Raw genomic sequence first — 21,572 nt, forward strand, 5'->3', positions numbered from 1 at the left:
AGTCGGCGCGTCGGCTGGAATCGCCGTACCAACGCCATAGATAGGCAGGCGAGCAGCCCGGAGTGCAAAATGCCTGCCTATGTCATTTCCGATGTCACAATCCGCGACGCGGAGGCATTCGAATCCTATCGAACCCGCGCCGCGGCCTCCATCGCAGAGCACGGCGGACGCTATCTGGTTCGTGGCGGTGAAGTGGAGACGCTGGAGGGCAACTGGAAGCCCGGGCCGCTGATCGTCGTCGAATTCCCCGATATCGAAACCGCACGGCGCTGGTATCGCTCTGCCGAATACGCAGCGGCACTTGAGGTTCGCGACGCTGCCCTCAGCAGGAACCTCATTCTGGTCGAGGGGATTGGCTCGTGACGCACCCACGATTGCCCGGAAATCATCGGGCATGATAATGTGATCGCATGAAAAAGAACCCTGTCCGCTCGGCCCAAAATGGTCGGTTTATCCTGACCAGCGATAGGGGCGAAAAATCAGTGCCGTTGATGGTCTGAGGTTGTCACATCGAATGGCCGCCATTCTGAGAGAAAGTCGTGCACGCGGTCTGAGCGGCGATGAACGCAGGGCGTTGATCATGGAACAAGCGTATGATGTGTGGTTCAGCGGAAAGGTGCGCGAGGCGCTGGACGACTCCCGGCCTGATATTCCTGATGATCAGGTAGAGCTGCATTTTGCCGAGCTGCGCGCGGCAGCGCGTCGTAAGGACGGTGAAACCTAATCCTGAAGATCGCCTGGCTACTTAGCCTGCCTCACTCCGTCTTCTCGTCCAGCAGCCCGGAAACGAAGTCGAACAGGCCCGGCCGGCGGTCGCGCCGAAGCCGCTCCGCCGTCACGATGGCGCGGACTTCGGCGAAGGCGCGGTCGAGATCGTCGTTGACGATGACGAAGTCGTATTCCTTCCAGTGTTCGATCTCGACGCGGGCGTTCTTCAGCCTGGTCTCGATGACCTGCTCTTGGTCTTCGGCGCGGCGCTTCAGGCGCGCCTTCAATTCCTTCATCGAAGGCGGCAGGATGAAGATCGAGACGATGTCGGCGCGCATCTTCTCCTTGAGCTGCTGGGCGCCCTGCCAGTCGATGTCGAACAGCATGTCGCGGCCTTCGGCCAGCGCCATCTCCGCCGGCTCGCGCGGTGTCGCGTAGAAATTGCCGTGCACCTCGGCCCATTCCAGCAGCGCATCGGAATCGCGCAGCCGCTCGAACTCGCGCATCGTGCGGAAATGGTAGTGGACGCCCTCGATCTCCGAGCCGCGGCGCGGCCTGGTGGTGACGGAGACCGACAGCTCCAGGCTCGAATCGCTTTCCAGAAGATTGCGCGCGATCGTCGACTTGCCGGCGCCCGACGGCGACGACAGCACCAGCATCAGCCCGCGGCGGCGGATGCGGGCTCCCATGTCCCTGGCAGCCGTCGGCTCCTTGGCAACCATCTCCGTCACTCCAGATTCTGGACCTGTTCGCGAAACTGGTCGACCACCGCCTTGAGCTCCAACCCGATCGCGGTCACCGCGGCGGCGTTCGACTTGGAGCACAGGGTATTCGATTCGCGATTGAATTCCTGCGCCAGAAAATCGAGCTTGCGGCCGACGGCGCCGCCGCTGCCGAGCAGCACACGCGCGGAAGCGACATGCGTCTTCAGCCGGTCGATCTCCTCGCGGATGTCGGCCTTGGTGGCGAGAAAGGCCGCCTCCTGATGCAGCCGGACCGCGTCGAGATTGGCCGACGCATCCATCAGCAGACGCACCTGCTCGGCGATGCGCTCGCGAATCGCCGCCGGGTCGCGCGACGGGTCGGCCTCGGCCTTCAGCGTCAGGGCCTCGATGGCGTCGATGTGGCCCGACAGCAGTGTGCGCAGCGCGGCCCCCTCGCTCTGCCTTGCGTGCACCAGGCCGGCGAGCGCCGTCTCCAGCGCGGACAGGATCGCCGCGTCGAGGGCGGCACGCTCCTCCTCCGTCTCGACGGCTTCCGGGATGTCGAGCACGCCGCGCAGCGCAAGCAGCCCGTCGGCGGTCGCGGGCTGGGTGCCGAACTGCTCCTGCAGGCGCTTGGCCAGCCCTGCCAGATCCTTCAGGAAAGCCTCGTTGACCACCGGCTGCGCCTGCTGCGCGACGGCACGGCCGACGGTCAGCGTCGCCTGGAAATTGCCGCGAGCGAAGCGCTTCTGCACGGTCTGCCGTACAGAGGGTTCCAGCCGGTCGAAGCCTTGCGGCAGTCTCAGCCTGACCTCGACGCTCTTGCCGTTGACCGATTTGACCTCCCAGGCGATCGACGTGCCGTCGCGTTCAGCAACGGCCCGCGCGAAACCGGTCATGCTCTGCACGTTCATAACGCGTATCACCCCCTGTCGCATATCCGGGAGCGATTGCCCGAACATGCGCACCCTTGCAAGACGCTGACCTTCGGCCGGCGCCGGATGTTCTTCCTCAAAACATGAATACGGCCCGGCGTCAAAGGAGACGGGGCGGATGCGCGGCAGGCAGCCTACTGGGCGGCGTCGCCGTTCTCGCCGGAATCGGTGCCGGCATTGCCGCCGTCGGCATTGTCGTCGGGAGCGGCCGGCGCCGTCGTCTGGCCGGAGACCTTGGCGGCAGCGTCTTCCTGCTTCTTCTGCAGCGCCCGGTAGCGGGCGACGTTCTGGTTGTGCTCTTCCAGCGTCGCGGCAAAGACATGGCCGCCATTGCCGTCGGCGACGAAATAGAGGTCGTCCGTCTTCGACGGATTGGCCACCGCCTCGAGCGCCGCGCGGCCCGGATTGGCGATCGGCGTCGGCGGCAGGCCCTTGATCAGATAGGTGTTGTAGGGCGTCTGCTTGTCGATGTCGGACTGGTAGATCGGCCGGTCGGCCGGTTTGCCCTTGCCGCCGAACAGCCCGTAGATGATGGTCGGGTCGGACTGCAGCCGCATGCCCTTGGCAAGTCGGTTGAGGAAGACGGCGGCAACGCGCGAACGCTCGTCGCTCCTGCCCGTCTCCTTCTCGACGATCGAGGCCAGGATGACAAAGTCTCCCATGTCGGCGACCGGCAGGTCGGGCGCGCGGTGCTCCCAGACGTCCTCGACCAGCTTCTTCTGATCGGCGACCAGTTTGTCGATCATCTGCTGCCGGGTGGCGCCGCGGGTGAAACGCAGCGTGTCGGTGGCGATGCTGCCCTCTGGCGGCAGGGTCGTCGGCATGTCGCCGGTCAGCGCCTCCTGATCGGCCACGCGCTGCAGCGCCTGCTGGACCGTCAGCCCCTCGGGAATGGTCAGCGAATACATCACCGATTTGCCGCTCTTGAACAGCTCCATGATCTCGCGCATCGAGGCGCGCGGCTTGATGGCGTATTCGCCGGCCTTCAGCGCGGCATCATTGCCGGTGGCGCGCACGCCCAGCCTGAAGATGCGCGCATCGCTGACCAGGCCGCGACGCTCCAGCTGGTCGGCGATCTCCTGCACGCCGGTGTTCGGTTTGACCATGAAGGTATCGCCATTGGCCGACGGACCTGGCTCGACGAAAGCCTGCATGCCGAAATAGAGCGCCGCGCCGGCGGCGAGAACGACCAGGATGACCACCGAGAGGAAGAAATTCAGGAACACGACGACCTGGCTGCGCGACGCGCGCGAGCGTTTCGACGGCGGCGGCGTGCCGGCCTCGGGGCGCAGCGCCTCGGCGGCTGTCTTGGGCACGATCGGGCCTTGCGTCTGACGCTGTCCGAATTCCCCGCCGCCGCCCGGATTTGTATTCATGGCGCCCTACCGTCTGATCTTGCAACGAATCCCCTAGCCGAAGCGTAGGGACAAATTTGGCAAAAATGACGGCAGGCGGCGGACCTGCCGGCTAGCTATCTGCTTCTGAGCATTCCAGGACGGATAACCGCTTCGCACTGTTCCTGGAATTGCCCTGGCTGAATGCTCAGCCATTGTAACGTTGGAAGACGAGCGAGGCGTTGGTGCCGCCGAAGCCGAAGGAGTTCGACAACGCCACATCGATCTGGCGCTGGCGCGGCTTGTTCGGCACGAGATCGATCGCCGTCTCGCGTTCCGGATTGTCGAGATTGATGGTGGCGGGGGCAATGTTGTCGCGGATGGCGAGGATCGAGAAGATCGCTTCCGCGGCGCCCGCGGCGCCCAAAAGATGGCCGATCGACGACTTGGTCGACGACATCGAAATCTTGGAAGCCGCATTGCCGACCAGCCGCTCGACGGCGCCAAGCTCGATCGTGTCGGCCATGGTCGAGGTGCCGTGCGCGTTGATGTAGTCGACGTCGGCGGCCGAGAGCTTCGCCCGGTTCAGCGCCGCCGTCATGCAGCGAAACGCGCCGTCGCCGTCCTCGGCCGGAGCGGTGATGTGATAGGCGTCGCCGGTCAGTCCGTAGCCGGTGACCTCGGCATAGATCTTGGCGCCGCGCGCCTTGGCGTGCTCCAGCTCTTCCAGGACGACGACGCCGGCGCCCTCGCCCATGACAAAGCCGTCGCGGTCGCGGTCATAGGGACGCGAAGCGGTCTCAGGCGTGTCGTTGCGTTCGGTGGAGAGCGCGCGGCACGCGGCGAAGCCTGCCATGGAGAGCCTCGTAACCGGCGCCTCGGCGCCACCGGCCACCATGACGTCGGCATCGCCCCAAATGATCAGCCGGGCGGCATCGCCGATAGCATGCGCGCCGGTCGAGCAGGCGGTGACGACCGCATGGTTCGGGCCTTTCAGTCCGTGCCGGATGGAGACCTGGCCTGAGACCAGGTTGATGATCTGTCCAGGAATGAAGAAGGGGCTGATGCGGCGCGGGCCGCGCTCCTTCAGGATCATCGCGTTCTCGGCGATGCCGTCGATGCCGCCGATGCCGGAACCGATCAGCACGCCGGTGGCGCACTGATCCTCATGCGTCTCGGGCTTCCAGCCTGAATCGGCCAGCGCCTCGTCGGCGGCCGCGATGCCGTAGAGGATGAAATCGCCAACCTTGCGCAGTTCCTTCGGCTCGAGCACGGCCTCGGGATTGAAGGTGCCGTTGGAGCCGTCACCGCGCGGAACGATGTGGGCGATCTTGCAGGCAAGATCGTCCACCTCGAATTCGGTGACGCGGCGGGCGGCGCTGCGGCCGGAAAGCAATTCCTTCCAGCTATGCTCGAAGCCCATGCCGAACGGTGAAAGCAGGCCAAGGCCCGTGACGACGACTCGCCTCATCGCAGGTCCTCCCCGGTAATTCCCGCGGAAAGCCTCAGGCCGAGGCCTTGTCGATATACTTCACGGCGTCGCCGACGGTGAGGATGGTCTCGGCCGCGTCGTCCGGAATCTCGACGCCGAACTCTTCTTCGAACGCCATGACGAGTTCGACCGTATCGAGGCTGTCCGCGCCCAGATCGTCGATGAAGCTCGCCTGCTCCGTCACTTTGTCGGCATCGACGCCGAGATGCTCGATGACGATCTTCTTGACGCGCTCTGCGGTGTCACTCATTTGGGGCCTCGTCTTATGTTGTCTTGTCTTCGTTAGCGGGCGGAATGCCGCTAATCAAGCTGAAAGATGGTCCTGCGGGAAACGCAAGCCGCAGGACCGGTTTTTGCCCGAACCGCCGGGTTGCCGGCCGCATTACACGAAAAAAGGCGGGCGTCCAAGCCGAAATGGCTGTTTTCACAGCCCGCCGGACCTTGATCGGTCGGGGCGTATCGAGATTCAGCTCGGCCTGACCTGAATCCCAACACGCCCTAGATCATCGCCATGCCGCCATTCACATGGATGGTCTGGCCGGTAACGTAAGCCGCCTCATTGGAAGCGAGGTAGGCGACGGCCGAGGCGACCTCGGCGCTGGTGCCCATGCGCCTTATCGGAATCGCCGCCATGATCGTCTCTTTCTGCTTGTCGTTGAGCTTGCCGGTCATGGCCGATTCGATGAAGCCCGGGGCGACGCAGTTGACGGTGATGTTGCGGGTGGCGATCTCCTGCGCCAGCGACTTGGAAAAGCCGATCATACCGGCCTTGGAGGCACAGTAATTGGTCTGCCCCGGATTGCCGGTGACGCCGACCACGGAGGTGATGTTGACGATGCGGCCATGGCGGCGGCGCATCATCGGGTGGGTGAGCTCGCGGGTGAGCCGGAACACGGCGGTGAGGTTCACCTCGAGCACGGAATCCCAGTCGGCGTCCGACATGCGCACAAACAGGCCGTCCTTGGTGATGCCTGCATTGTTGACCAGAATGTCGACGCCTTCGAGGTCGGCTTCCGCCTTCTGCCCGAGCGCCTTGACCGCGTCGCGGTTGGTCAGGTCCGCCGGAAAGAGTTTCACGCGCTCGCCGAGGTCGCTCGCCAAGGTTTCCAGCTTCTCCACACGGGTGCCGTGCAGGCCGACGATGGCGCCCTGGCTGTGCAGCACCCTGGCAATCGCCTCGCCGATGCCTCCCGATGCGCCGGTGACGAGCGCCTTGCGGCCGGTCAGTTCGAACATTTTTCCAACCTCATTTTCCAGACGGCTGCAAGCAGTCGCGTTCCGTATACGTCATATCGTCCAAGTCACGCTAGACAAGCGTCGGACATTAGCGAAGGCCTCCTTCCCGTCGTCATCCACGGGCGGAGCGGGAGCGAAGCGGACGCGTAGACCCAAGGATCCTGTGACATTGGCCGAAGGATGCAACGGAGCAGAATTCTGCACCGCGGCGGCACTTCCAAGTCACGGCATGGATTCTAGGGTCTGCGCTGCGTCGCTTCGCTCCTTGCTCCGCCCTAGAAAGAATGACGAAAGCAGGGGCTCATCCCAACGCCGCCAGCGCCGTCTCGACCTCCGCCGGCGTGCCGATGGCGCCAGTGGCGATGTCGCGGTTGATGCGGCGCGCCAGGCCCGACAGCACCTTGCCGGCGCCGACTTCGTAGAGCGTCGCGACACCGTTCTGGCCGAACCATTCCACCGTCTCGCGCCAGCGCACGCGAGCGACCACCTGCTCGACCAGGCGGCGGGCGATCTCGTCCGGGTCGTTGGTGGCCGTGACGGTGACGTTGGAGACAATCGGAACCACGGGCGCGCTCTTCGCCACGCCGGCGAGCGCCTCGCGCATGATATCCGCGGCCGGCGTCATCAGCGCCGAATGGAAGGGAGCGGAGACCTGCAGCATCAACGCCCGCTTGGCGCCTTTCTCGGTGCAGAGCTTCGCCGCCAGCTCGACGGCCGCCTTGGCGCCGGAAATCACCAGCTGGCCGCCGCCATTGTCGTTGGCGACCTGGCAAACCGCCCCTTTGGCGGAGCCTTGCGCCGCTTCGGCGCAGGCGGCTTCGACATCGGCCTGTTCCAGCCCGATGATGGCGGCCATGGCGCCCTCGCCCGCCGGCACCGCCGCCTGCATGGCGTTGCCGCGGATGCGCAGCAGCCGCGCGGCATCGGCGACCGAGACGAAACCTGCCGCGGCAAGTGCGGCATATTCGCCGAGCGAATGGCCGGCGACGTAGGCCACCTTGTCCTTCAGCGAAAAGCCGCGCGACTCCAGCGCCCTCAGCGCCGCAAGCGACACCGCCATCAGCGCCGGCTGGGCGTTGGCCGTCAGCGTCAGCGTCTCTTCAGGCCCTTCCCAGATCAGCTTCGACAGGTTTTCGCCAAGCGCTTCGTCGACTTCCTCGAACACCCGGCGCGCCTCGGGGAAGGCATCGGCGAGGTCCTTGCCCATGCCGACGGCCTGGCTGCCCTGTCCCGGAAAGGTGAATGCGACGGCCATTTTCAAGTCTCCAGCGACTGGTTTTTCCCTGCCTCTGACGCAAGGCGGACGGCCAAGTCAAGCCCGGGGCTGCCCGCCCGGAGCCCATTTCAGCCCAAAAACCCGGCCCGAGTCCCTGTTCCGAAAGGCTTTTTGGCGATCACACCTGATGAAAACCGCTCACGAATCGTTTGCTGGCTCTTCTTATTTCCGCCACAGGCGCTAGCTTTGCGTGACATTTCGATGACAGAAGCGTGACGCGTGTGGAAGACGCGAAGCGCGAACGCAAGAAGCGCGGCAAGGGCCGGGGGAAGCGACGTGGCAAGGATCAGAAAAGGCGCGGCCAAGCCCGTGCCGCAATTCTTGGAAGACGATCCGTCCACCGGCTACCTGCCGGGGCGGAGATGGCCGATCGTCCGCTATGGTCTCGCGACGCTGCTTGCCTCCGCGCTCCTGGTGTTCGCCATCGAATGGATCGTGCGCGGCGACTTCTTCGGCACAGTAGGCTTCTTCCTGCAGCCCTTCAAGCCGGGATGGACCACCATCGTCGTCTTCGCGCTGGTGCTGGTAGGGCTCGATGCCGTACTCGGCCGCAGCCATCAGAGCCTGATGATCGTCGCGCCGCTGACGCTGGCGCTGGCCTTCGTCGGCCATCAGAAATCGCATTATCTCGGCGACCCGCTCTATCCGACCGATTTCCTCTATGCCCGCCAGATCATGGCGCTGATGCCGCTCCTGGTGCGCGAGCGCCCCTGGACGGCCGCGCTGCTCGGCGTGGCGATCATCGGCAGCCTGGCGCTGCTCGTCTATGGCTGGCGGCACTGGCGCCGGCGCGTGCCGATCCTTAGCCGAAAGGGACGGCTGGCGCGGCTGACGCTGGCCGTGCCGCTGCTCGCCTTCTTCGTCTCGATCATGGATTACGCCACCTTCTCGTGGACGCGCGACAGGCTGCAGATCATCCCGATCATGTGGGACCAGAAGGAGAATTATGCCTCGAACGGTTTTGCGCTCGCCTTCGCGATGAACGTTCCGATGGCGCATGTCTCGGCGCCGCCCGGCTATTCCGAGAAGACGATGGACGCGATCGCGCGCCCCGGCGTCGCCGCCACGGTGCCGGACGAGAAGCCCGACATCATCGTGGTGATGAGCGAATCCTTCTGGGATGCGACCGAGCTTCCCGGCGTCCGCATCAAGCCCGATCCGATCCCGACCGTGCGCGCGCTGCGCTCCGGCTCGATGTTCTCGCCGGAATTCGGCGGCATGACCGCCAATATCGAGTTCGAAGCGCTGACCGGCTTCTCCAACGCCTTCCTGCCGGCGGGCTCGATCCCCTACCAGCAATATGTGCGCACGCCGACGCCGTCGCTGGCGACCTTCCTGCGAAGCGAGGGCTACCGGGCGCGCGCCATCCATCCAGGCACCAACTGGTTCTGGAACCGGGGCGCCGTCTATGCCGATTTCGGCTTCAGCGACTTCCGCTCGGAGGAGACGCTGCCGCCGATGGAAAAACGCGGACCGCTGGCTTCCGACGCGGCGATGACCGACGAGATCATCCGCGAGGCCGACACCAGCGAGGACCCGGTGTTCCTGTTCGCGGTCAGCCTGCAGAACCACGGGCCCTATGAGCCGTACCGCTATTACAATCCGACCCATGCGGTCGACGCGCCGATCAGCAGCTGGGCGCGGGAATCGCTGCTTTCCTACGCAGAAGGCTCGGCCGATGCCGATCGCGGCCTGCAGCGCCTGATCGACTGGGCGAAGAAGCGCGAGCGGCCGACCATCATCGCCTTCTTCGGCGACCATCTGCCGCCGCTCGGCCCCGTCTATGTCGAGACAGGCTTCCTCAAGGACAATGTCGCGCCGCGCAAGGAGCCGACGCCCGAGGCCGCGCTCGACCATCACGACACGCCGCTGATCATTTGGTCGAACCGCTCTGGTCCGGTCGAAAACCTGGGCGCGGTGAGCCCGGCCTTCCTGCCTTACCATATCCTCACCACGGCCGGGATCACCCATCCCTACTACACCGGCTTCCTCGGCGCGCTGCGCGAGCGCTACCGGGTCGTCGACCGCAACCTTCTGCTGTCGCCCTCCGGCGAAGCGACGCCCGACTGGGCGAGGCAGAAGAAGGTCGATCCGGCGATCAACGATTTCCGGCTGATCCAGTACGACATGATGTTCGGCAAGCGCCATACCGCGCCCGACTTCTTCCCGGAGACCGTGGTCCCGCTCATCGCGCATATGAGCTGAGTGTGTTGGTTGGAGCCGACGGAACAGTTGTAGCCAATCAGTCGGCCCGCAACATCAGACCCTGTTGAGCGATGGTGTCGGCTTGACTGGGCGCCGCTTGACCAACAGGAAGAGAACCAATCCGGCGGTGGTTAAGGCGAAGCCTGCCCAGACTGCGGACAACAGGCCAAGGTCGGCTCCGATCGTGAGGCCGCCGGCCCAGGCTCCCAGAGCGTTCGCGACGTTGAGCGAGGCGAGGTTCATCGCACCCATGAGCGTGCCCGATTCCGGCGCGAGACTGGTGAGCCTGATCTGAATTGTCGGGATTGCCGCCATCATCGTCGCGCCTACACCGAACAGCGCCGGGAAGAGAACCCAGCAGTTGACCCCCCAGAAGCCGAGAGCCGCCAGCACGACGAGGGCACAGCCGTATCCGGCCACGATGCCGCTACTAGGATCCGCATCGGCGAGACGCCCGCCATAAAAGTTTCCGACCGTCATGCCGATGCCGAACACGGCCAGCCCGAGCGGAATGACCCGAGGCGGCAACCCCACCAGATCGGTGACGAAGGGGCCGATGAATGTATAGACGGCGAAAATCGAGGAGATGCCGAGCGCGGCGACCGCCATCATCAGCCACACTTGTCCATTCTGCAAACCACCCAGTTCGTGCATGATCGAGGCACCGTCGAGCGCGGAACTCCGCGGCACCAGGAACCACAAGGACAGCAGGGAAACGACACCCAGGCCGCCGACGCACAGATAGGTCGCCCGCCACCCGACGGTCTGGCCTAGGAACGTGGCTATCGGCGATCCCAGGATCGTGGCAATGGTCAATCCCGCCATGACGATGGCGAAGGCCCGGCCAGCATGTCCGGGGCCGACCAAGTAGGACGCCACCACAGCGCCGGCGCCGAAATAGGCACCTTGCGGCAAGCCGGTGACGAAGCGGGCGACCACGAACATGCCCAGCCCGTCCGCCACAGCCGACAAGACGTTGCCGGCGATGAAGATCCCGATCAACAGCAGCAGCAGGGTGCGCCGGTTGAGATGCGCGGCGAACAGCGTGAGGATGGGTCCGCCGAAGACGACGCCGAATGCGTAGGCGGTGATCGCGTGCGTTGCCGTTGGGATATTGACGCCGAAAGACGCCGAGAACAGCTGTATGATCCCCATCGAAGCGAATTCGGTGGTTCCGATGCAGAAGGTGCCAAGCGCCAGCGCGAACAGGGCCAGTCTGCTTTCCCGGTCCGTGACGACACGGTGGCCGTTCTCGATATCCAGCTCTTGCTTTGCTGTTGCGGCCAAAGTGCCTTCGTTCATCATGGCTTGTCTCGTTTCCGGGCATGTGTCGCGAAAATTGGTGGACCGGCGGCAGATGGGAGGGGCTAACGCCGCCGCCCGTGGGACGAGCCGCCTGCGCGGCCTTACCGGGTCCCCTCGACGGCCGCGAGGATCGCATCGGCCACCACCTGCGGCTGGGACAGCATCGCCACGTGGCTGGACGCCACATGGATGGTCGTCGCCTTCATCCTGTCGGCGAAAATCTGCTGCAGCTGCGGCGGTATGATCTGATCGTTGTCGGCGACGACGTACCAGCTCGGCTTGGACGTGTAGGCGGCCGCGGTCACCTTCCCGTCGAAGGCCCCCGAGAACAACGGCGCCTGGGTGGCGGCCAGCAGCGCCGCGGCCTTCGGGGCGATATCGGGCGCGAAGTACTTCGCCATCCCATCCGCCGACCAGGTGAGCCATCCCTGCGCATCGGCATGGATTTCACCTTGCCATGCCGGTGGCTGCGGCGCAGCCCCGACGATGGCGTTGACCGATTGTCCAGGCGCCGGCGCGAAAGCGGCGACATAGACGAGCGCCTTCACCTTATCGTTGTTCCCGGCTTCGGTAATGACGGCGCCGCCATAGGAATGGCCGACGAGGATAACCTTGCCCGGCTGATCGTCGATGACGCGGCGCGTTGCGGCGACGTCGGCCTCAAACGAGGACTCGGGGTTGTGGAGGGCGACGACGTGAAGACGGTGCTGCTGCAACAGTGGCACCACTTCCACCCAGCTCGATCCGTTGGCCCAGGCACCGTGCACAAGCACGATGGACGGCGCGTCTTGGGCGTGCGCGGCCGAGATCATGCCGGCAGTGCTGAGTGCGGCGGCAGTGATTGCAGTCTTCATGGACATGGCAGTCTCCTTAATTTGGCCCCGGTTTGGAAGCGACCGGCGGCGTGGCAGATAAGATGCAAGGAACGCGGACTTCAGATTACGCGCTCGCAACTCGGTCCAGCCGAGCACCGGAGCATGCAGGCTGTGGATGTAGAGCCGGTCCGCCGTTTCGGTCGCGCCGGTGGTTTCGGGATAAGCGCCGGTCGGATCCTGAAGGTCCTCGGTGACCTGGCCGTTCTCATTGATGGCGAAGACGTGCCCGTAGCGTTGGCCGGCGGGCAGCAGGAAGCGGGGAAGCCGCAGCAATATCTTACGCATGAAAGGACTGCCGGCGAGGGAATCGGCTGCCGGGTTGCGCGGCCTGAACAGACCGACCCAGATGCGCCCGTCGCGGCCGCGCATCAGGTTGTCCGGATAGCCGGGGAGATTGTCGAGCACGATGCCGGCCTGTGGCGACCCGCTCTTGACGTCGAGGTCGCGAGCATGCCCGTCTATGCGCCAGATGCGATAGCGGCCGGTCTCGCTGACGAACAGGGTGTGCCCATCACCGAGGAGCACGACGCCGTTGGCGAAGGAGAGACCGTGCGCCACGATGCGTATCGTTCGCGAAGCCGGATCATAGGCAAGCACGCGTCCGGTCGCGGACTGCTCCATGATGTCAAGAATGCTTGCCTCGAGCGTGTTGCCGTAGTGTGCCGGGGAAAAGCGCGTGCTGGAGTCGGTGAAATAGACCATGCCGTCGGCAGCAACAACAACGGAATTAGCGTAACCGATGGGGTCGTCCGGACTGACGTGGTCGCCAAGAAGGGTCACGCTGCCGTCGCCGGCGATGGCGATCAGCCCCTTCATTGCATCCGCGGCGATCATCAGACCGTTGCGGTCGAAGTCGAAGCCGAGAACCCGCCCACCCGTATTGGCAAAGACCTGCTGATTGCCGCCGTCGAGGTCCATCCGCACCAGGTCGCCGCTTGTCATCGCGGTATAAAGCCTGTTGTCCGGGCCGATCGCGATGTGCTCCGGCCCGAACTCGCTGCCGATGCCGACGGTGTGAAGGTCGGCGAGACGTGTATTGAGCGCATACACGCCGGTGTAGCCAGGCGCCGTCGGCGTCGACCACGCAACAGGCTCAGCCGGGATCGGCCAAAGGACAAGGTAACCCAGAACGCCGACCACCGCGGCGGAAACGGCCGAGATGATACGGAAGATCGGTGCGCGCATGCGGTGCTCCCGGCTGAGACCGTCGGCGGCGACGTCCCGGCGCCGCATGAGGGATTCACTACCCGACTGCCACACGCAACGATTTGTGGTTCTTGCGCAGTTATTGGCCAAACTTGCTTTTGGCCGGAACCAGGAATGCCGAACCGGCGCGCTGCAGGTCGCGGTATTCCGTGGGGCAGAGGCCTGTGGTCTTGCGGAAGATCCTGGAGAAATTGGCCTGCGACCCAAATCCTGTATCGAGCGCTATCTCGACCATCGACGCACGATTGTCGCGGATCATGCGCTTGGCGGATTCGATGCGGCGCTCGGTCAGATAGCGGTGCGGGGAACTGCCTGTCGCCTGCTGGAACAGACGGGAGAAATGAAACGGGCTGAGGCAGGCCTCGCCGGCGAGGTCGTCGAGCGACAGATTCTCGCCCAGGCGCGCCTCGATAAAACTCATCACGCGCTGCAGGCGGCGCGGCTCGAGGGTCGGCTGGCGGGACGGCTGCTTCCAGCGGTCGGTCGTGTAGCGCCCGATCAGATGCGCCGCGAGCGCCCTTCGCAAACCGTCGGCAAAGAGCCGGTCAACCGGCTGCTGCGGCCGGCCGACCAGGCCGTGGATCGCCATTCCGATCTGGGACAGCGTCGGATCGGCAAAGCCGCCGGCGTAGACGACTTCCGCGCATGCCGGGTCGATATCATAGTCGGCCAGGGCACTGTCCTCGATCAGGCTGGAAGGCAGGTAGACGATCAGGCACTCACTGTCGCCGTCGAATTCGAGCAGGGTTTCGTTCGCGCCGGCAGGCACCAGCCAGCTCGTGCCTGGTAACGCCAGGCCCTCTTGAAGCGGTCCGTCAGCCTGCCTTCGCACAGCCGATCGACCCGACAGAATGTAGGCGAATTCGACACAGGCCGGCCGATCGCACTGATAGGCGCCAGGTCCGATATGCCGGTGTTCGACATGCAGGCCAGTCCATGTCGCCGTGCCGGCGAGGCTGTAGCTGCCCTGTTTCTTGTCGTCCTGGACCGATAGCGTCATAGGGCGGGCTCGCTTGCCTGAACAGACCGTAGCTTCTTCCGCGCCCTCTACCCCGACAAGTTAAGTCCGGTTAAACCTGATCGCGGCCGTGCTATGTTGTGGCCGGTTTTGCCCCTAGGGAACGTATGACTGCGAGTCTGGCCAGCAGCGACTATCAATCCTATGCATTCGGGCCATTCCGGCTGATATCCGAGCGACGGCTGCTGTTCCGCGACGGCCAGCCGGTGCGCATCGGCGGCCGGGCTCTCGACATCCTGACCGTGCTGGTCGAGCGGGCCGGTGAAACTGTCGGCAAACGCGAGCTGATCGCGCGGGTCTGGCCCAATCTGGTGGTCGAGGAAAGCAACCTCAAGGTCAACATGAACGCACTGCGCCGCGCGCTCGGCGAAGGTACGGGATCGTCGCGATACATTGCAACGGTCGTCGGGCGCGGCTATCGTTTCGTCAGCCCCATCCACATCCGGCGATTCTCCAACCGGGACATCCCATCCAATGAAGTGTCGCCGGTGCGGCACAATCTGGCCGCCCGGACCACACGCATCATCGGCCGGGATTCCGTCATCGAAGCGATCCAGGCCGAACTGCGGGAGGCGCGGATCGTATCGATCGTCGGGCCCGGAGGTATCGGCAAGACCAGCGTCGCCCGTGCCGTCGCCGAACGGACCCTGGCCGCCGGCCGTTCCGATGTCTGGCTGATCGATCTGTCCTCGCTCAGCGATGCCGATCTCGTCCCGAGTGCCATCGCCACGGCCATCGGCTTGACGGCGCATTCGGCGAACATGCTCGAGTCGCTCAGCGAATATCTGCGTGATCAGGATATGCTCTTGATCCTCGACAGCTGCGAGCATGTCATCGACGCGGTGGCATCTGTTGTCGATCGCATCGTCGCAGGAGCGGCCAATCTCAGGATCCTCGCGACGAGCCGGGAACCGTTGCGCGTAAGCGGAGAACGCGTCCGCCGTCTGCCCGGGCTCGCGGCGCCGGAGGGATCGCACACCCTCAGTGCGGAAGAGGCCCTCACCTTCCCTGCCGTTCAGCTCTTCGTCGAGCGCGCCACCGATCGCGACGAGACGTTCGGCTTGAGCGATGCCGACGCCCCGGCCGTTGCTGAAATCTGCCGCCGGCTCGACGGCCTGGCGCTCGCGATCGAGCTCGCGGCCATCCATGTCGGCACATTGGGCGTCCGTGGACTGCTCAGCGTGTTGGACGACCGTTTTCGCGTCCTTGAGACCCGCCGCGGCGGACCCGCACGGCATCGCACCCTGTTTGCGACCATCGACTGGAGCTATGCTCGTTTGTCGGAGCCAGAACAGAGGCTGATGCGCCGGCTGTCGGTCTTCGCCGGCGCGTTCAATCTCGAGTCCGCCTGCGCCGTCGCACTGGATGCCGGGATGGATCGGAGTGGCATGATTGCCGATCTCTCCGAGCTCGTGTCCAAATCCCTGATCTCGGCCGAGCTTCGCGATGCCGAAATGGAATACCGCCAACTCGACTCCACACGCGCCTACTCGCTCGAAAAACTCGCGGAATGTGGCGAGCTCGATGGGGCTCGCCGGCGGCACGCGCAGCATTGCCTCGAACTGCTCGCGGTGGCAAAAGACGACATCGACCGGCTGCCGCGCCAAGAATGGATGGCCAGCTATGCCGGCAAGGTCGACGATGTGCGCGCGGCGTTGCGCTGGACGTTCTCGAAACCGGACAGCAATGCCTTGAGCGTAGGGCTGACGGTAGCGGCAATTCCCTTCGGCAAGCAGATGTCGTTGATCCAAGAATGCCGCATGGCCGTCGAACGGGCACTGGGTGAGAGCCTCGCGGAGTACCGAAGCGTTCGCGACGACCTGCTCTTGAACCTGACGCTAGGCGCCACCCTTCTTCATGCGCTCGGGCCGTTGCAAAGGGTGAAAGAGGCCCTCGGCAAGGCGCTTCGCATCGCCGAGGATCTGTGCGACGCGGACATGGAGCTCGAATGCCTGCGCGGGCTCTCGGAATACGAGCTTTGGACCGGCGACTCGCGATCCGCCTTGGCGCTCGCCGAGAGGATCCGCGCCCTGGAAAGCAAAGGGCGACAGGAAGCGGCCGGAGATGCCGATGCCCAGGCCGGCGCCGCGCTATCCTGGCTTGGCGCGCTCGGCATCGCGCGGCAACGGCTCGAAAGCATCGTCCACAAGCCTGCGATTGTCGATCGCCGCTCGGACGCGGTGCGCTTCGATTTCGACCAAAGGCTCATCGCCCGCGGCTCGCTCGCGACGGTGATGTGGCTGCAGGGCTATGCCGACCAGGCGCTCGAGACCGCGCGGCGCCAACTCGAGGACGCGGAGGCTTCGAACTATGCGGTGTCGCTATGTTCCGCGCTGCTGCACGGCTCGGCTATGATCGCTATGTATGTGCGGGATTACGCAGCCGCCAGGAACTTCATGGATCGGGGCATCGAGCATGCCCGGCGTCATGGACTGACGATCTGGAGAGCGATGGTGATAGGCGGGAGCAGCCGGCTCAACCTGTATCTAGGCCAGAAACTCAACCTGGCACATCTTCGCGACAACCTTGCCGAAGTGCGCGATGGCGGCTTCCGGATGCGCTATCCCAACTACCTGACAAATTACGGCGAGGCTCTGGCCCGGCAGGGCGACCTCGACGGCGGCCTCGCCGCCATCGACGAAGCCATGGCCATATCGAGAAGCAACGGTCAGGTCGTCGGTATCCCCGAAATGCTGCGAATCAAGGGCAATGTCATCCGCTTCCAAGCGCCCGACCGTTGGCAGGAAGCGATCGCGATCTACGAGGAATCGGTCGAGCTGGCCCGTCGCGACCAAGCACTCGGCTGGGAGCTGCGGTCGGCCATGAGCCTGGTCAAGCTTTGGCGCCTGCATGGCGGGAACGCGGCCGCCGAGGCGGCGCTTGCGTCGTGCTTCGGCCGCTTCACCGAAGGATACTCGACAGGCGACCTGCGCCAGGCGCAAGTCCTCATGGCATCGCGGCCGGCAGAATAATCTTGCCACGTTGAAACGAACTCATGCAGCGCGCTTCAAGTTTCTCTTTTGATGCATGTCGCCGTGCACTTTTGGGCGACATGCATCAAGCAGCCGCTCTCAGGGCCTCATTGCGAAGCGCCGCCAGCCCTTTTCGGACCGGAGGCCAGATCACGACTAAGGCAAGCAGCGCCGCCGCGAGGCTCACGGTCGCCATGGCCGGCTGCAAGCTGGCCTCGCCGCCAAGGATGTGGACGGCCACCAGGGGCACCAGCGACGGCCCGAGCCCAATGCCGAGCAGCGCCGTGACGGTCAGCGACAGCGCGATCGTCGTGGCACGCATTTCGTTGGGCACGCTTTCCTGCATGACCACGTGCCCGATCACATAGCCACCGATCGAGCCCAAGGCCCACCCCGCGAAGGCGAGCGCGATTTGTTGCTCCGTGGCGGCGAAGAAGCTGGTCGAAGCTCCGGCAATCGTCAGCGCGTAGCAACCGAGGAGCAGCACGACGCGTGTGGGCACGCCCCAGCGCCGAACGAACAGGTCGGACAGGAGACCACCGCCAACGGAAGCGACGACGCCGCTCGCCGTGATCGACAAGGCTATCAGCCCACCAGCCTCCAGCGGACTCATACCGTGCGACCGTTGCAGCAAGGTTGGCAGCCACGAGATCAAAGCGTAGTCGCCGATGCCGAGCACTCCCTTGACCAGGCACACCCGAAGCACCGCGCCGTTTCCGGCGCCAAGCCGGCGCAGCACGCCTGCAATCGGCAGCAGGCCCGATCTGTGATGTCGCGCCGGTTCGGGCACGAGCAGAAACAGCGGCAGCAAAAACAGGCCTGATATCCCTACCAGGACGAAGAGCTGCCGCCACGGCGCAAGAGGCCCGATAAACGGTATCGGCGCCAGCAATCCGGCCGAACTCCAGGCCAGCACCACCCCGCCCACGAACAGCGCGGTCCCCGTGCCGAATGTCGCGCCGAGCGAAAACACGCCAAGCGCAGTACCCCGGAGCCGGGGCGAGAACGAGTCGATTATGAGCGAAGAGGCAGCCGGGACCAACGCCGCCTCGCCGAGACCAACCGAAACTCGCGCCGCGAAGAAAGTCGGAAAGTCGGGGGCCAGGCCGCAGCCGATGGTCGCCGCCGACCAGAGCGTGATGCCGGCCATGATCACGTTGCGACGGTTCGCGCGATCGGCGAGGCGTCCACATGGCACGCCGGCCAGCGCGAAGATCACTGCAAATCCGGCACCCTGCAGCAGACTGATTTCAAAGTCGGTCAGTTCCAGCCCTGCGCGGATCGGATCGACCACGAGGTTGATGACCAAACGGTCGGTGAAAGACACCAGCAGCGCCAGGCATAGAACGACGACCGCGTACCAGCCGGCAGCGCCCGACACAGGCCGGCCCGAGCCTGGCAGGTCATTGTCGGCGATTGCGTTTCCCACCTGATTTCGCCTTGCCCCTTCTTCCGCATTCAAGCCTCGCGAAAAAAGCAATCCATGGCAAATGGATCGCAAGATCCCGTAAGCACGTCCCAGCGCATTTGCCCAAGCTCCACCTTCGGAACGCAGCTTTTCATTGCTGCCACTCAAACGCCTATGGAGAACGGCATAATGCAAACAAGTTCCGATCGACAGCATGGATTTCAAATCCACGCCTTTGTCTTCGCCGTCGGCATCGTGGCGATAACGGCGCTCAACCTCTATCTGGGGAAGCCCTACTGGTTCTACTGGTCACTGTTGGGATGGGGTATCGGCATCGTCGCGCACTGGTGGTTCGTGCTCGGCCCCGGCGCGAAGCCGGATAGCTGACGCGTCATTCAGCCGCCGTTCGGGTTAGCTCTGTCGCGATGTGGCAGCGTGGACGCGCAACGAGTCAAACCGGACCCGCCAGGCGATCCGTGCGTGGCTGCATGGAAGCGATCGAATTTTATGGCAACGGTCGTGGCGGAGCCACTCCGCCACGATTACGCTCATGGCGGGGACCACTCCCGTCAGTTCGTAAGCTGCAGCCTGGAGAACTTGTTGGCGATCGTCTGGAAGACGTTGGGCAGCTTGGCCGGGTCCTCGACAGGGTAATAGTCGCTCGGATCGGAAGCGCAGGCGCTGTGGAGCGAACGGTTGGCGGCCGTGTCGGCCTGCAGTACCACCGTGTAGATTTGAACCGGCGTTCCGACATCCCTAGCAGCTCACCAGCCCCTCCATCATCGAAAAATCCCACCATTCCAACGGCTTAAAACGTCCCGAAACTTCTGCATTCTCCGGTCCTGTAGCCATGCTGTCCGTCCCATCCCCAGCCTCCATTCGCTGGCGATAAAACCGGACAACTCATCTGCTACCTAATCCGGACAACTCATGAGCTTACGACAATCCTGTCTGCCGCGCTTGCCTTCCTGGCGAATTGCTGTATAGACGCCGGCAATCTGCCGGTCCTTGCTGGGGGCTGAACGGAGGGCCGTGGCTTTTCAAAGGCCACGTCATGAAGCCATAAGCGCTTTTGGCCTCCCGTGTCTCCGCTCTCGACCGTCTCGCGATGCTCCTTTCTTCCCCGCTCTTCGAAGACGGGTCAGACAAGTTGCAGAGGCTTAGCCGCGAGGGCCGGTGAGAGAAACGAAGAAAGGCAGTAAAACATAATGGCTCTTTACGAACATGTGTTTCTTGCCCGGCAGGACCTGTCGCAGCAGCAGGTCGATGCGCTTGTCGAACAGTACAAGGGCGTCATCACCGCCAATGGCGGATCGGTCGGCCGGATCGAGAACTGGGGGCTGAAGTCCCTCACCTACCGGGTCAAGAAGAACCGGAAGGCTTACTACACGCTGATGGACATCACCTGCCCGCCGGCCGCGCTCAACGAAATGGAGCGGCAGATGGGCCTGTCGGAAGACGTGCTGCGCTTCCTCACCATCAAGGTCGAGGCGCATGAGGAAGGTCCCTCGGCGATGATGCAGAAGCGCGAAGAGCGCTCCGAGCGCGGCGGCTTCGGCGACCGCGACCGTGGCGACCGTCCGTCGCGCGGCTTCGGCGACCGTGATCGCGGCGATCGCGGCCCGCGCAGCTTCGATGGCGAGCGCGGTCCGCGCCGTCCGCGCGAAGCCGTTGAAGGAGGTGCAGAATAATGGTCGACATCAACCAGATCCCGACCCGGCGCCCGTTCCATCGCCGCCGCAAGACCTGCCCGTTCTCCGGCGCCAACGCCCCGAAGATCGACTACAAGGACGTGCGCCTGCTGCAGCGCTACATTTCCGAGCGCGGCAAGATCGTGCCGTCGCGCATCACCGCCGTCAGCCAGAAGAAGCAGCGCGAGCTCGCCAAGGCGATCAAGCGCGCCCGCTTCCTCGGCCTGCTGCCCTACGTGGTTCGCTAAGCTGGAAGTATTGATGCGGGCGGCTTGCCGCCCGCATCGACCCCACGGCGACGGGCGCCGCAGAGGGTAGGTTCAAAATCCCGAGTTGAGGCCATAACCTCTAACTGCCTGACAGGCAGGACAGCGACACCGGCGACGACGCCCTTTGCTTCCTGACCTGTTCCACAAGAATCCGACGTCATCCCGGATGACGCCAAACCGAAGGAACGAAACCATGGAAGTCATTCTCCTCGAGCGCATTTCCCGCCTCGGCCAGATGGGCGACACCGTCAAGGTCAGAGACGGATTCGCCCGCAACTTCCTGCTGCCGCAGGGCAAGGCGCTGCGCGCCAACGAAGCCAACAAGAAGAAGTTCGAGGGCCAGCGCGCCCAGCTCGAAGCCCGCAACCTCGAGCGCAAGTCGGAGGCCAGCCAGGTCGCCGAGAAGCTCGACGGCAAGAGCTTCATCGTCGTGCGCTCGGCCGGCGAGACCGGCCAGCTCTACGGCTCGGTGTCGACCCGCGACATCGCCGAACTCTTGACCGCCGAGGGCTTCTCCGTCAGCCGCAACCAGATCGAGCTCAACCAGCCGATCAAGACCATCGGCCTCTCCAATGTGGCGATCGCGCTGCACCCGGAAGTCGAGGTCACCGTGACGCTCAACGTCGCCCGCTCGGCCGAAGAGGCGGAGCGCCAGGCCAAGGGCGAGACGCTGACGACGGCCGAAGCCATCTATGGCGAGGACATCAACGACAACGCCCGGCCGGAGAACTTCTTCGACCCGAACGCCGAGTTCGAAGGCGGTGAAGACAACGCCTGATCGATAGGACCCGACCTACGAGCCGACAGGGCCGGAGCGTCGCTCCGGCTCGCAGGCCTCCAGAATTCTGGACTAATGCCCGGGCATGCGACCCGGGCATTTTTATGCCAAATGGAACTTTTCGAACCCCCATATCTTGAGGCAGACTACAGCGTCGCGC

General features: G+C 64.4%; 19 protein-coding genes and 1 pseudogene. 8 read left to right on the forward strand and 12 right to left on the reverse strand.

Going from position 1 to position 21,572, the window contains the following annotated elements; translation table 11 throughout:
• Window positions 1-69 precede the first annotated feature (69 nt).
• Window positions 70-363 carry a DUF1330 domain-containing protein gene (locus QAZ47_RS26220; RefSeq protein ID WP_278231279.1) on the forward strand — a complete coding sequence of 98 codons (294 nt, stop codon included), beginning with the start codon at window positions 70-72 and terminating at the stop codon, window positions 361-363.
• A gap of 226 nt (window positions 364-589) precedes the next feature.
• Window positions 590-724: pseudogene (locus tag QAZ47_RS26225) on the forward strand (type II toxin-antitoxin system RelB/DinJ family antitoxin); the annotation flags it as partial.
• Between the two features lie 31 nt (window positions 725-755).
• Here QAZ47_RS26225 and gmk read toward each other — a convergent pair.
• The 7 genes from gmk to fabD form a co-directional block, all read right to left on the reverse strand.
• Window positions 756-1,430 carry a guanylate kinase gene (gene gmk, locus QAZ47_RS26230; RefSeq protein WP_278207947.1) on the reverse strand — a complete coding sequence of 225 codons (675 nt, stop codon included), beginning with the start codon at window positions 1,428-1,430 and terminating at the stop codon, window positions 756-758.
• A gap of 5 nt (window positions 1,431-1,435) precedes the next feature.
• Window positions 1,436-2,326: a YicC/YloC family endoribonuclease gene (locus tag QAZ47_RS26235; RefSeq protein ID WP_278231280.1), complete on the reverse strand. Its 891-nt coding sequence runs from the start codon at window positions 2,324-2,326 to the stop codon at window positions 1,436-1,438.
• 155 nt (window positions 2,327-2,481) lie between these two features.
• Window positions 2,482-3,723 (reverse strand): endolytic transglycosylase MltG, encoded by a 1,242-nt coding sequence (gene mltG, locus QAZ47_RS26240; protein ID WP_278231281.1) that lies wholly within the window; start codon window positions 3,721-3,723, stop codon window positions 2,482-2,484.
• A 166-nt stretch (window positions 3,724-3,889) separates the two neighbouring features.
• The gene (gene fabF, locus QAZ47_RS26245; protein ID WP_278203638.1) at window positions 3,890-5,152 is read right to left on the reverse strand and encodes a beta-ketoacyl-ACP synthase II; all 1,263 of its coding nucleotides are present in this window, start codon (window positions 5,150-5,152) and stop codon (window positions 3,890-3,892) included.
• Window positions 5,153-5,186: 34 nt separating this feature from the next.
• Window positions 5,187-5,423, reverse strand: coding sequence for an acyl carrier protein (locus tag QAZ47_RS26250; protein ID WP_006203723.1), 237 nt, complete (start codon window positions 5,421-5,423; stop codon window positions 5,187-5,189).
• A 248-nt stretch (window positions 5,424-5,671) separates the two neighbouring features.
• Complete coding sequence (gene fabG / locus QAZ47_RS26255; protein ID WP_278231282.1) at window positions 5,672-6,409, reverse strand: 3-oxoacyl-[acyl-carrier-protein] reductase; 738 nt, start codon at window positions 6,407-6,409, stop codon at window positions 5,672-5,674.
• A 301-nt stretch (window positions 6,410-6,710) separates the two neighbouring features.
• Window positions 6,711-7,664, reverse strand: a complete 954-nt coding sequence (gene fabD, locus QAZ47_RS26260) for an ACP S-malonyltransferase (RefSeq protein WP_278231283.1) — start codon at window positions 7,662-7,664, stop codon at window positions 6,711-6,713.
• Window positions 7,665-7,961: 297 nt separating this feature from the next.
• Between fabD and QAZ47_RS26265 the strand changes: the two genes are divergently transcribed.
• Window positions 7,962-9,890, forward strand: a complete 1,929-nt coding sequence (locus QAZ47_RS26265; protein WP_278231284.1) for an LTA synthase family protein — start codon at window positions 7,962-7,964, stop codon at window positions 9,888-9,890.
• A gap of 54 nt (window positions 9,891-9,944) precedes the next feature.
• Here the strand turns inward: QAZ47_RS26265 and QAZ47_RS26270 are convergent, their stop codons facing one another.
• From QAZ47_RS26270 to QAZ47_RS26280, 3 genes are all read right to left on the reverse strand, one after another.
• Window positions 9,945-11,195: an MFS transporter gene (locus tag QAZ47_RS26270; protein ID WP_278231285.1), complete on the reverse strand. Its 1,251-nt coding sequence runs from the start codon at window positions 11,193-11,195 to the stop codon at window positions 9,945-9,947.
• Window positions 11,196-11,296: 101 nt separating this feature from the next.
• Window positions 11,297-13,255, reverse strand: a complete 1,959-nt coding sequence (locus QAZ47_RS26275) for an alpha/beta fold hydrolase (protein ID WP_278231286.1) — start codon at window positions 13,253-13,255, stop codon at window positions 11,297-11,299.
• 100 nt (window positions 13,256-13,355) lie between these two features.
• Entirely contained in the window at window positions 13,356-14,276 is a 921-nt protein-coding gene (locus QAZ47_RS26280; protein ID WP_278231287.1) for an AraC family transcriptional regulator, read from the reverse strand.
• Window positions 14,277-14,401: 125 nt separating this feature from the next.
• On the opposite strand from QAZ47_RS26280, the gene QAZ47_RS26285 reads away from it, so the two are divergent.
• A complete protein-coding gene (locus tag QAZ47_RS26285) occupies window positions 14,402-17,266 on the forward strand; it encodes a winged helix-turn-helix domain-containing protein (protein ID WP_278231289.1) in 2,865 nt (954 codons plus the stop codon).
• Between the two features lie 85 nt (window positions 17,267-17,351).
• Here the strand turns inward: QAZ47_RS26285 and QAZ47_RS26290 are convergent, their stop codons facing one another.
• A complete protein-coding gene (locus tag QAZ47_RS26290) occupies window positions 17,352-18,695 on the reverse strand; it encodes an MFS transporter (protein ID WP_278231290.1) in 1,344 nt (447 codons plus the stop codon).
• A gap of 168 nt (window positions 18,696-18,863) precedes the next feature.
• Between QAZ47_RS26290 and QAZ47_RS26295 the strand changes: the two genes are divergently transcribed.
• Complete coding sequence (locus QAZ47_RS26295) at window positions 18,864-19,061, forward strand: 2TM domain-containing protein (RefSeq protein WP_278231291.1); 198 nt, start codon at window positions 18,864-18,866, stop codon at window positions 19,059-19,061.
• A gap of 182 nt (window positions 19,062-19,243) precedes the next feature.
• Here the strand turns inward: QAZ47_RS26295 and QAZ47_RS26300 are convergent, their stop codons facing one another.
• Window positions 19,244-19,399: a hypothetical protein gene (locus QAZ47_RS26300; RefSeq protein WP_278231292.1), complete on the reverse strand. Its 156-nt coding sequence runs from the start codon at window positions 19,397-19,399 to the stop codon at window positions 19,244-19,246.
• 483 nt (window positions 19,400-19,882) lie between these two features.
• On the opposite strand from QAZ47_RS26300, the gene rpsF reads away from it, so the two are divergent.
• The 3 genes from rpsF to rplI all read left to right on the forward strand — a co-directional run bounded on the left by rpsF (window position 19,883) and on the right by rplI (window position 21,412).
• Entirely contained in the window at window positions 19,883-20,365 is a 483-nt protein-coding gene (rpsF, locus tag QAZ47_RS26305; protein WP_278203661.1) for a 30S ribosomal protein S6, read from the forward strand.
• Window positions 20,365-20,613, forward strand: a complete 249-nt coding sequence (gene rpsR, locus QAZ47_RS26310) for a 30S ribosomal protein S18 (RefSeq protein ID WP_006203718.1) — start codon at window positions 20,365-20,367, stop codon at window positions 20,611-20,613. The genes rpsF and rpsR overlap by 1 nt, the downstream gene beginning before the upstream one ends.
• A 214-nt stretch (window positions 20,614-20,827) precedes the next feature.
• Entirely contained in the window at window positions 20,828-21,412 is a 585-nt protein-coding gene (gene rplI, locus QAZ47_RS26315) for a 50S ribosomal protein L9 (protein WP_278076438.1), read from the forward strand.
• Window positions 21,413-21,572 lie beyond the last annotated feature (160 nt).

It is taken from the genome of Mesorhizobium sp. WSM4904, assembly GCF_029674545.1.
Lineage (GTDB): Bacteria > Pseudomonadota > Alphaproteobacteria > Rhizobiales > Rhizobiaceae > Mesorhizobium.

Coding starts and splice junctions, on each gene's coding strand:
- QAZ47_RS26220 (WP_278231279.1), top strand. CDS start 70: ATGCCTGCCTATGTCATTTCCGATGTCACAATCCGCGACGCGGAGGCA.
- gmk (WP_278207947.1), bottom strand. CDS start 1,430: ATGGTTGCCAAGGAGCCGACGGCTGCCAGGGACATGGGAGCCCGCATC.
- QAZ47_RS26235 (WP_278231280.1), bottom strand. CDS start 2,326: ATGAACGTGCAGAGCATGACCGGTTTCGCGCGGGCCGTTGCTGAACGC.
- mltG (WP_278231281.1), bottom strand. CDS start 3,723: ATGAATACAAATCCGGGCGGCGGCGGGGAATTCGGACAGCGTCAGACG.
- fabF (WP_278203638.1), bottom strand. CDS start 5,152: ATGAGGCGAGTCGTCGTCACGGGCCTTGGCCTGCTTTCACCGTTCGGC.
- QAZ47_RS26250 (WP_006203723.1), bottom strand. CDS start 5,423: ATGAGTGACACCGCAGAGCGCGTCAAGAAGATCGTCATCGAGCATCTC.
- fabG (WP_278231282.1), bottom strand. CDS start 6,409: ATGTTCGAACTGACCGGCCGCAAGGCGCTCGTCACCGGCGCATCGGGA.
- fabD (WP_278231283.1), bottom strand. CDS start 7,664: ATGGCCGTCGCATTCACCTTTCCGGGACAGGGCAGCCAGGCCGTCGGC.
- QAZ47_RS26270 (WP_278231285.1), bottom strand. CDS start 11,195: ATGATGAACGAAGGCACTTTGGCCGCAACAGCAAAGCAAGAGCTGGAT.
- QAZ47_RS26275 (WP_278231286.1), bottom strand. CDS start 13,255: ATGCGCGCACCGATCTTCCGTATCATCTCGGCCGTTTCCGCCGCGGTG.
- QAZ47_RS26280 (WP_278231287.1), bottom strand. CDS start 14,276: ATGACGCTATCGGTCCAGGACGACAAGAAACAGGGCAGCTACAGCCTC.
- QAZ47_RS26285 (WP_278231289.1), top strand. CDS start 14,402: ATGACTGCGAGTCTGGCCAGCAGCGACTATCAATCCTATGCATTCGGG.
- QAZ47_RS26295 (WP_278231291.1), top strand. CDS start 18,864: ATGCAAACAAGTTCCGATCGACAGCATGGATTTCAAATCCACGCCTTT.
- rpsF (WP_278203661.1), top strand. CDS start 19,883: ATGGCTCTTTACGAACATGTGTTTCTTGCCCGGCAGGACCTGTCGCAG.
- rpsR (WP_006203718.1), top strand. CDS start 20,365: ATGGTCGACATCAACCAGATCCCGACCCGGCGCCCGTTCCATCGCCGC.
- rplI (WP_278076438.1), top strand. CDS start 20,828: ATGGAAGTCATTCTCCTCGAGCGCATTTCCCGCCTCGGCCAGATGGGC.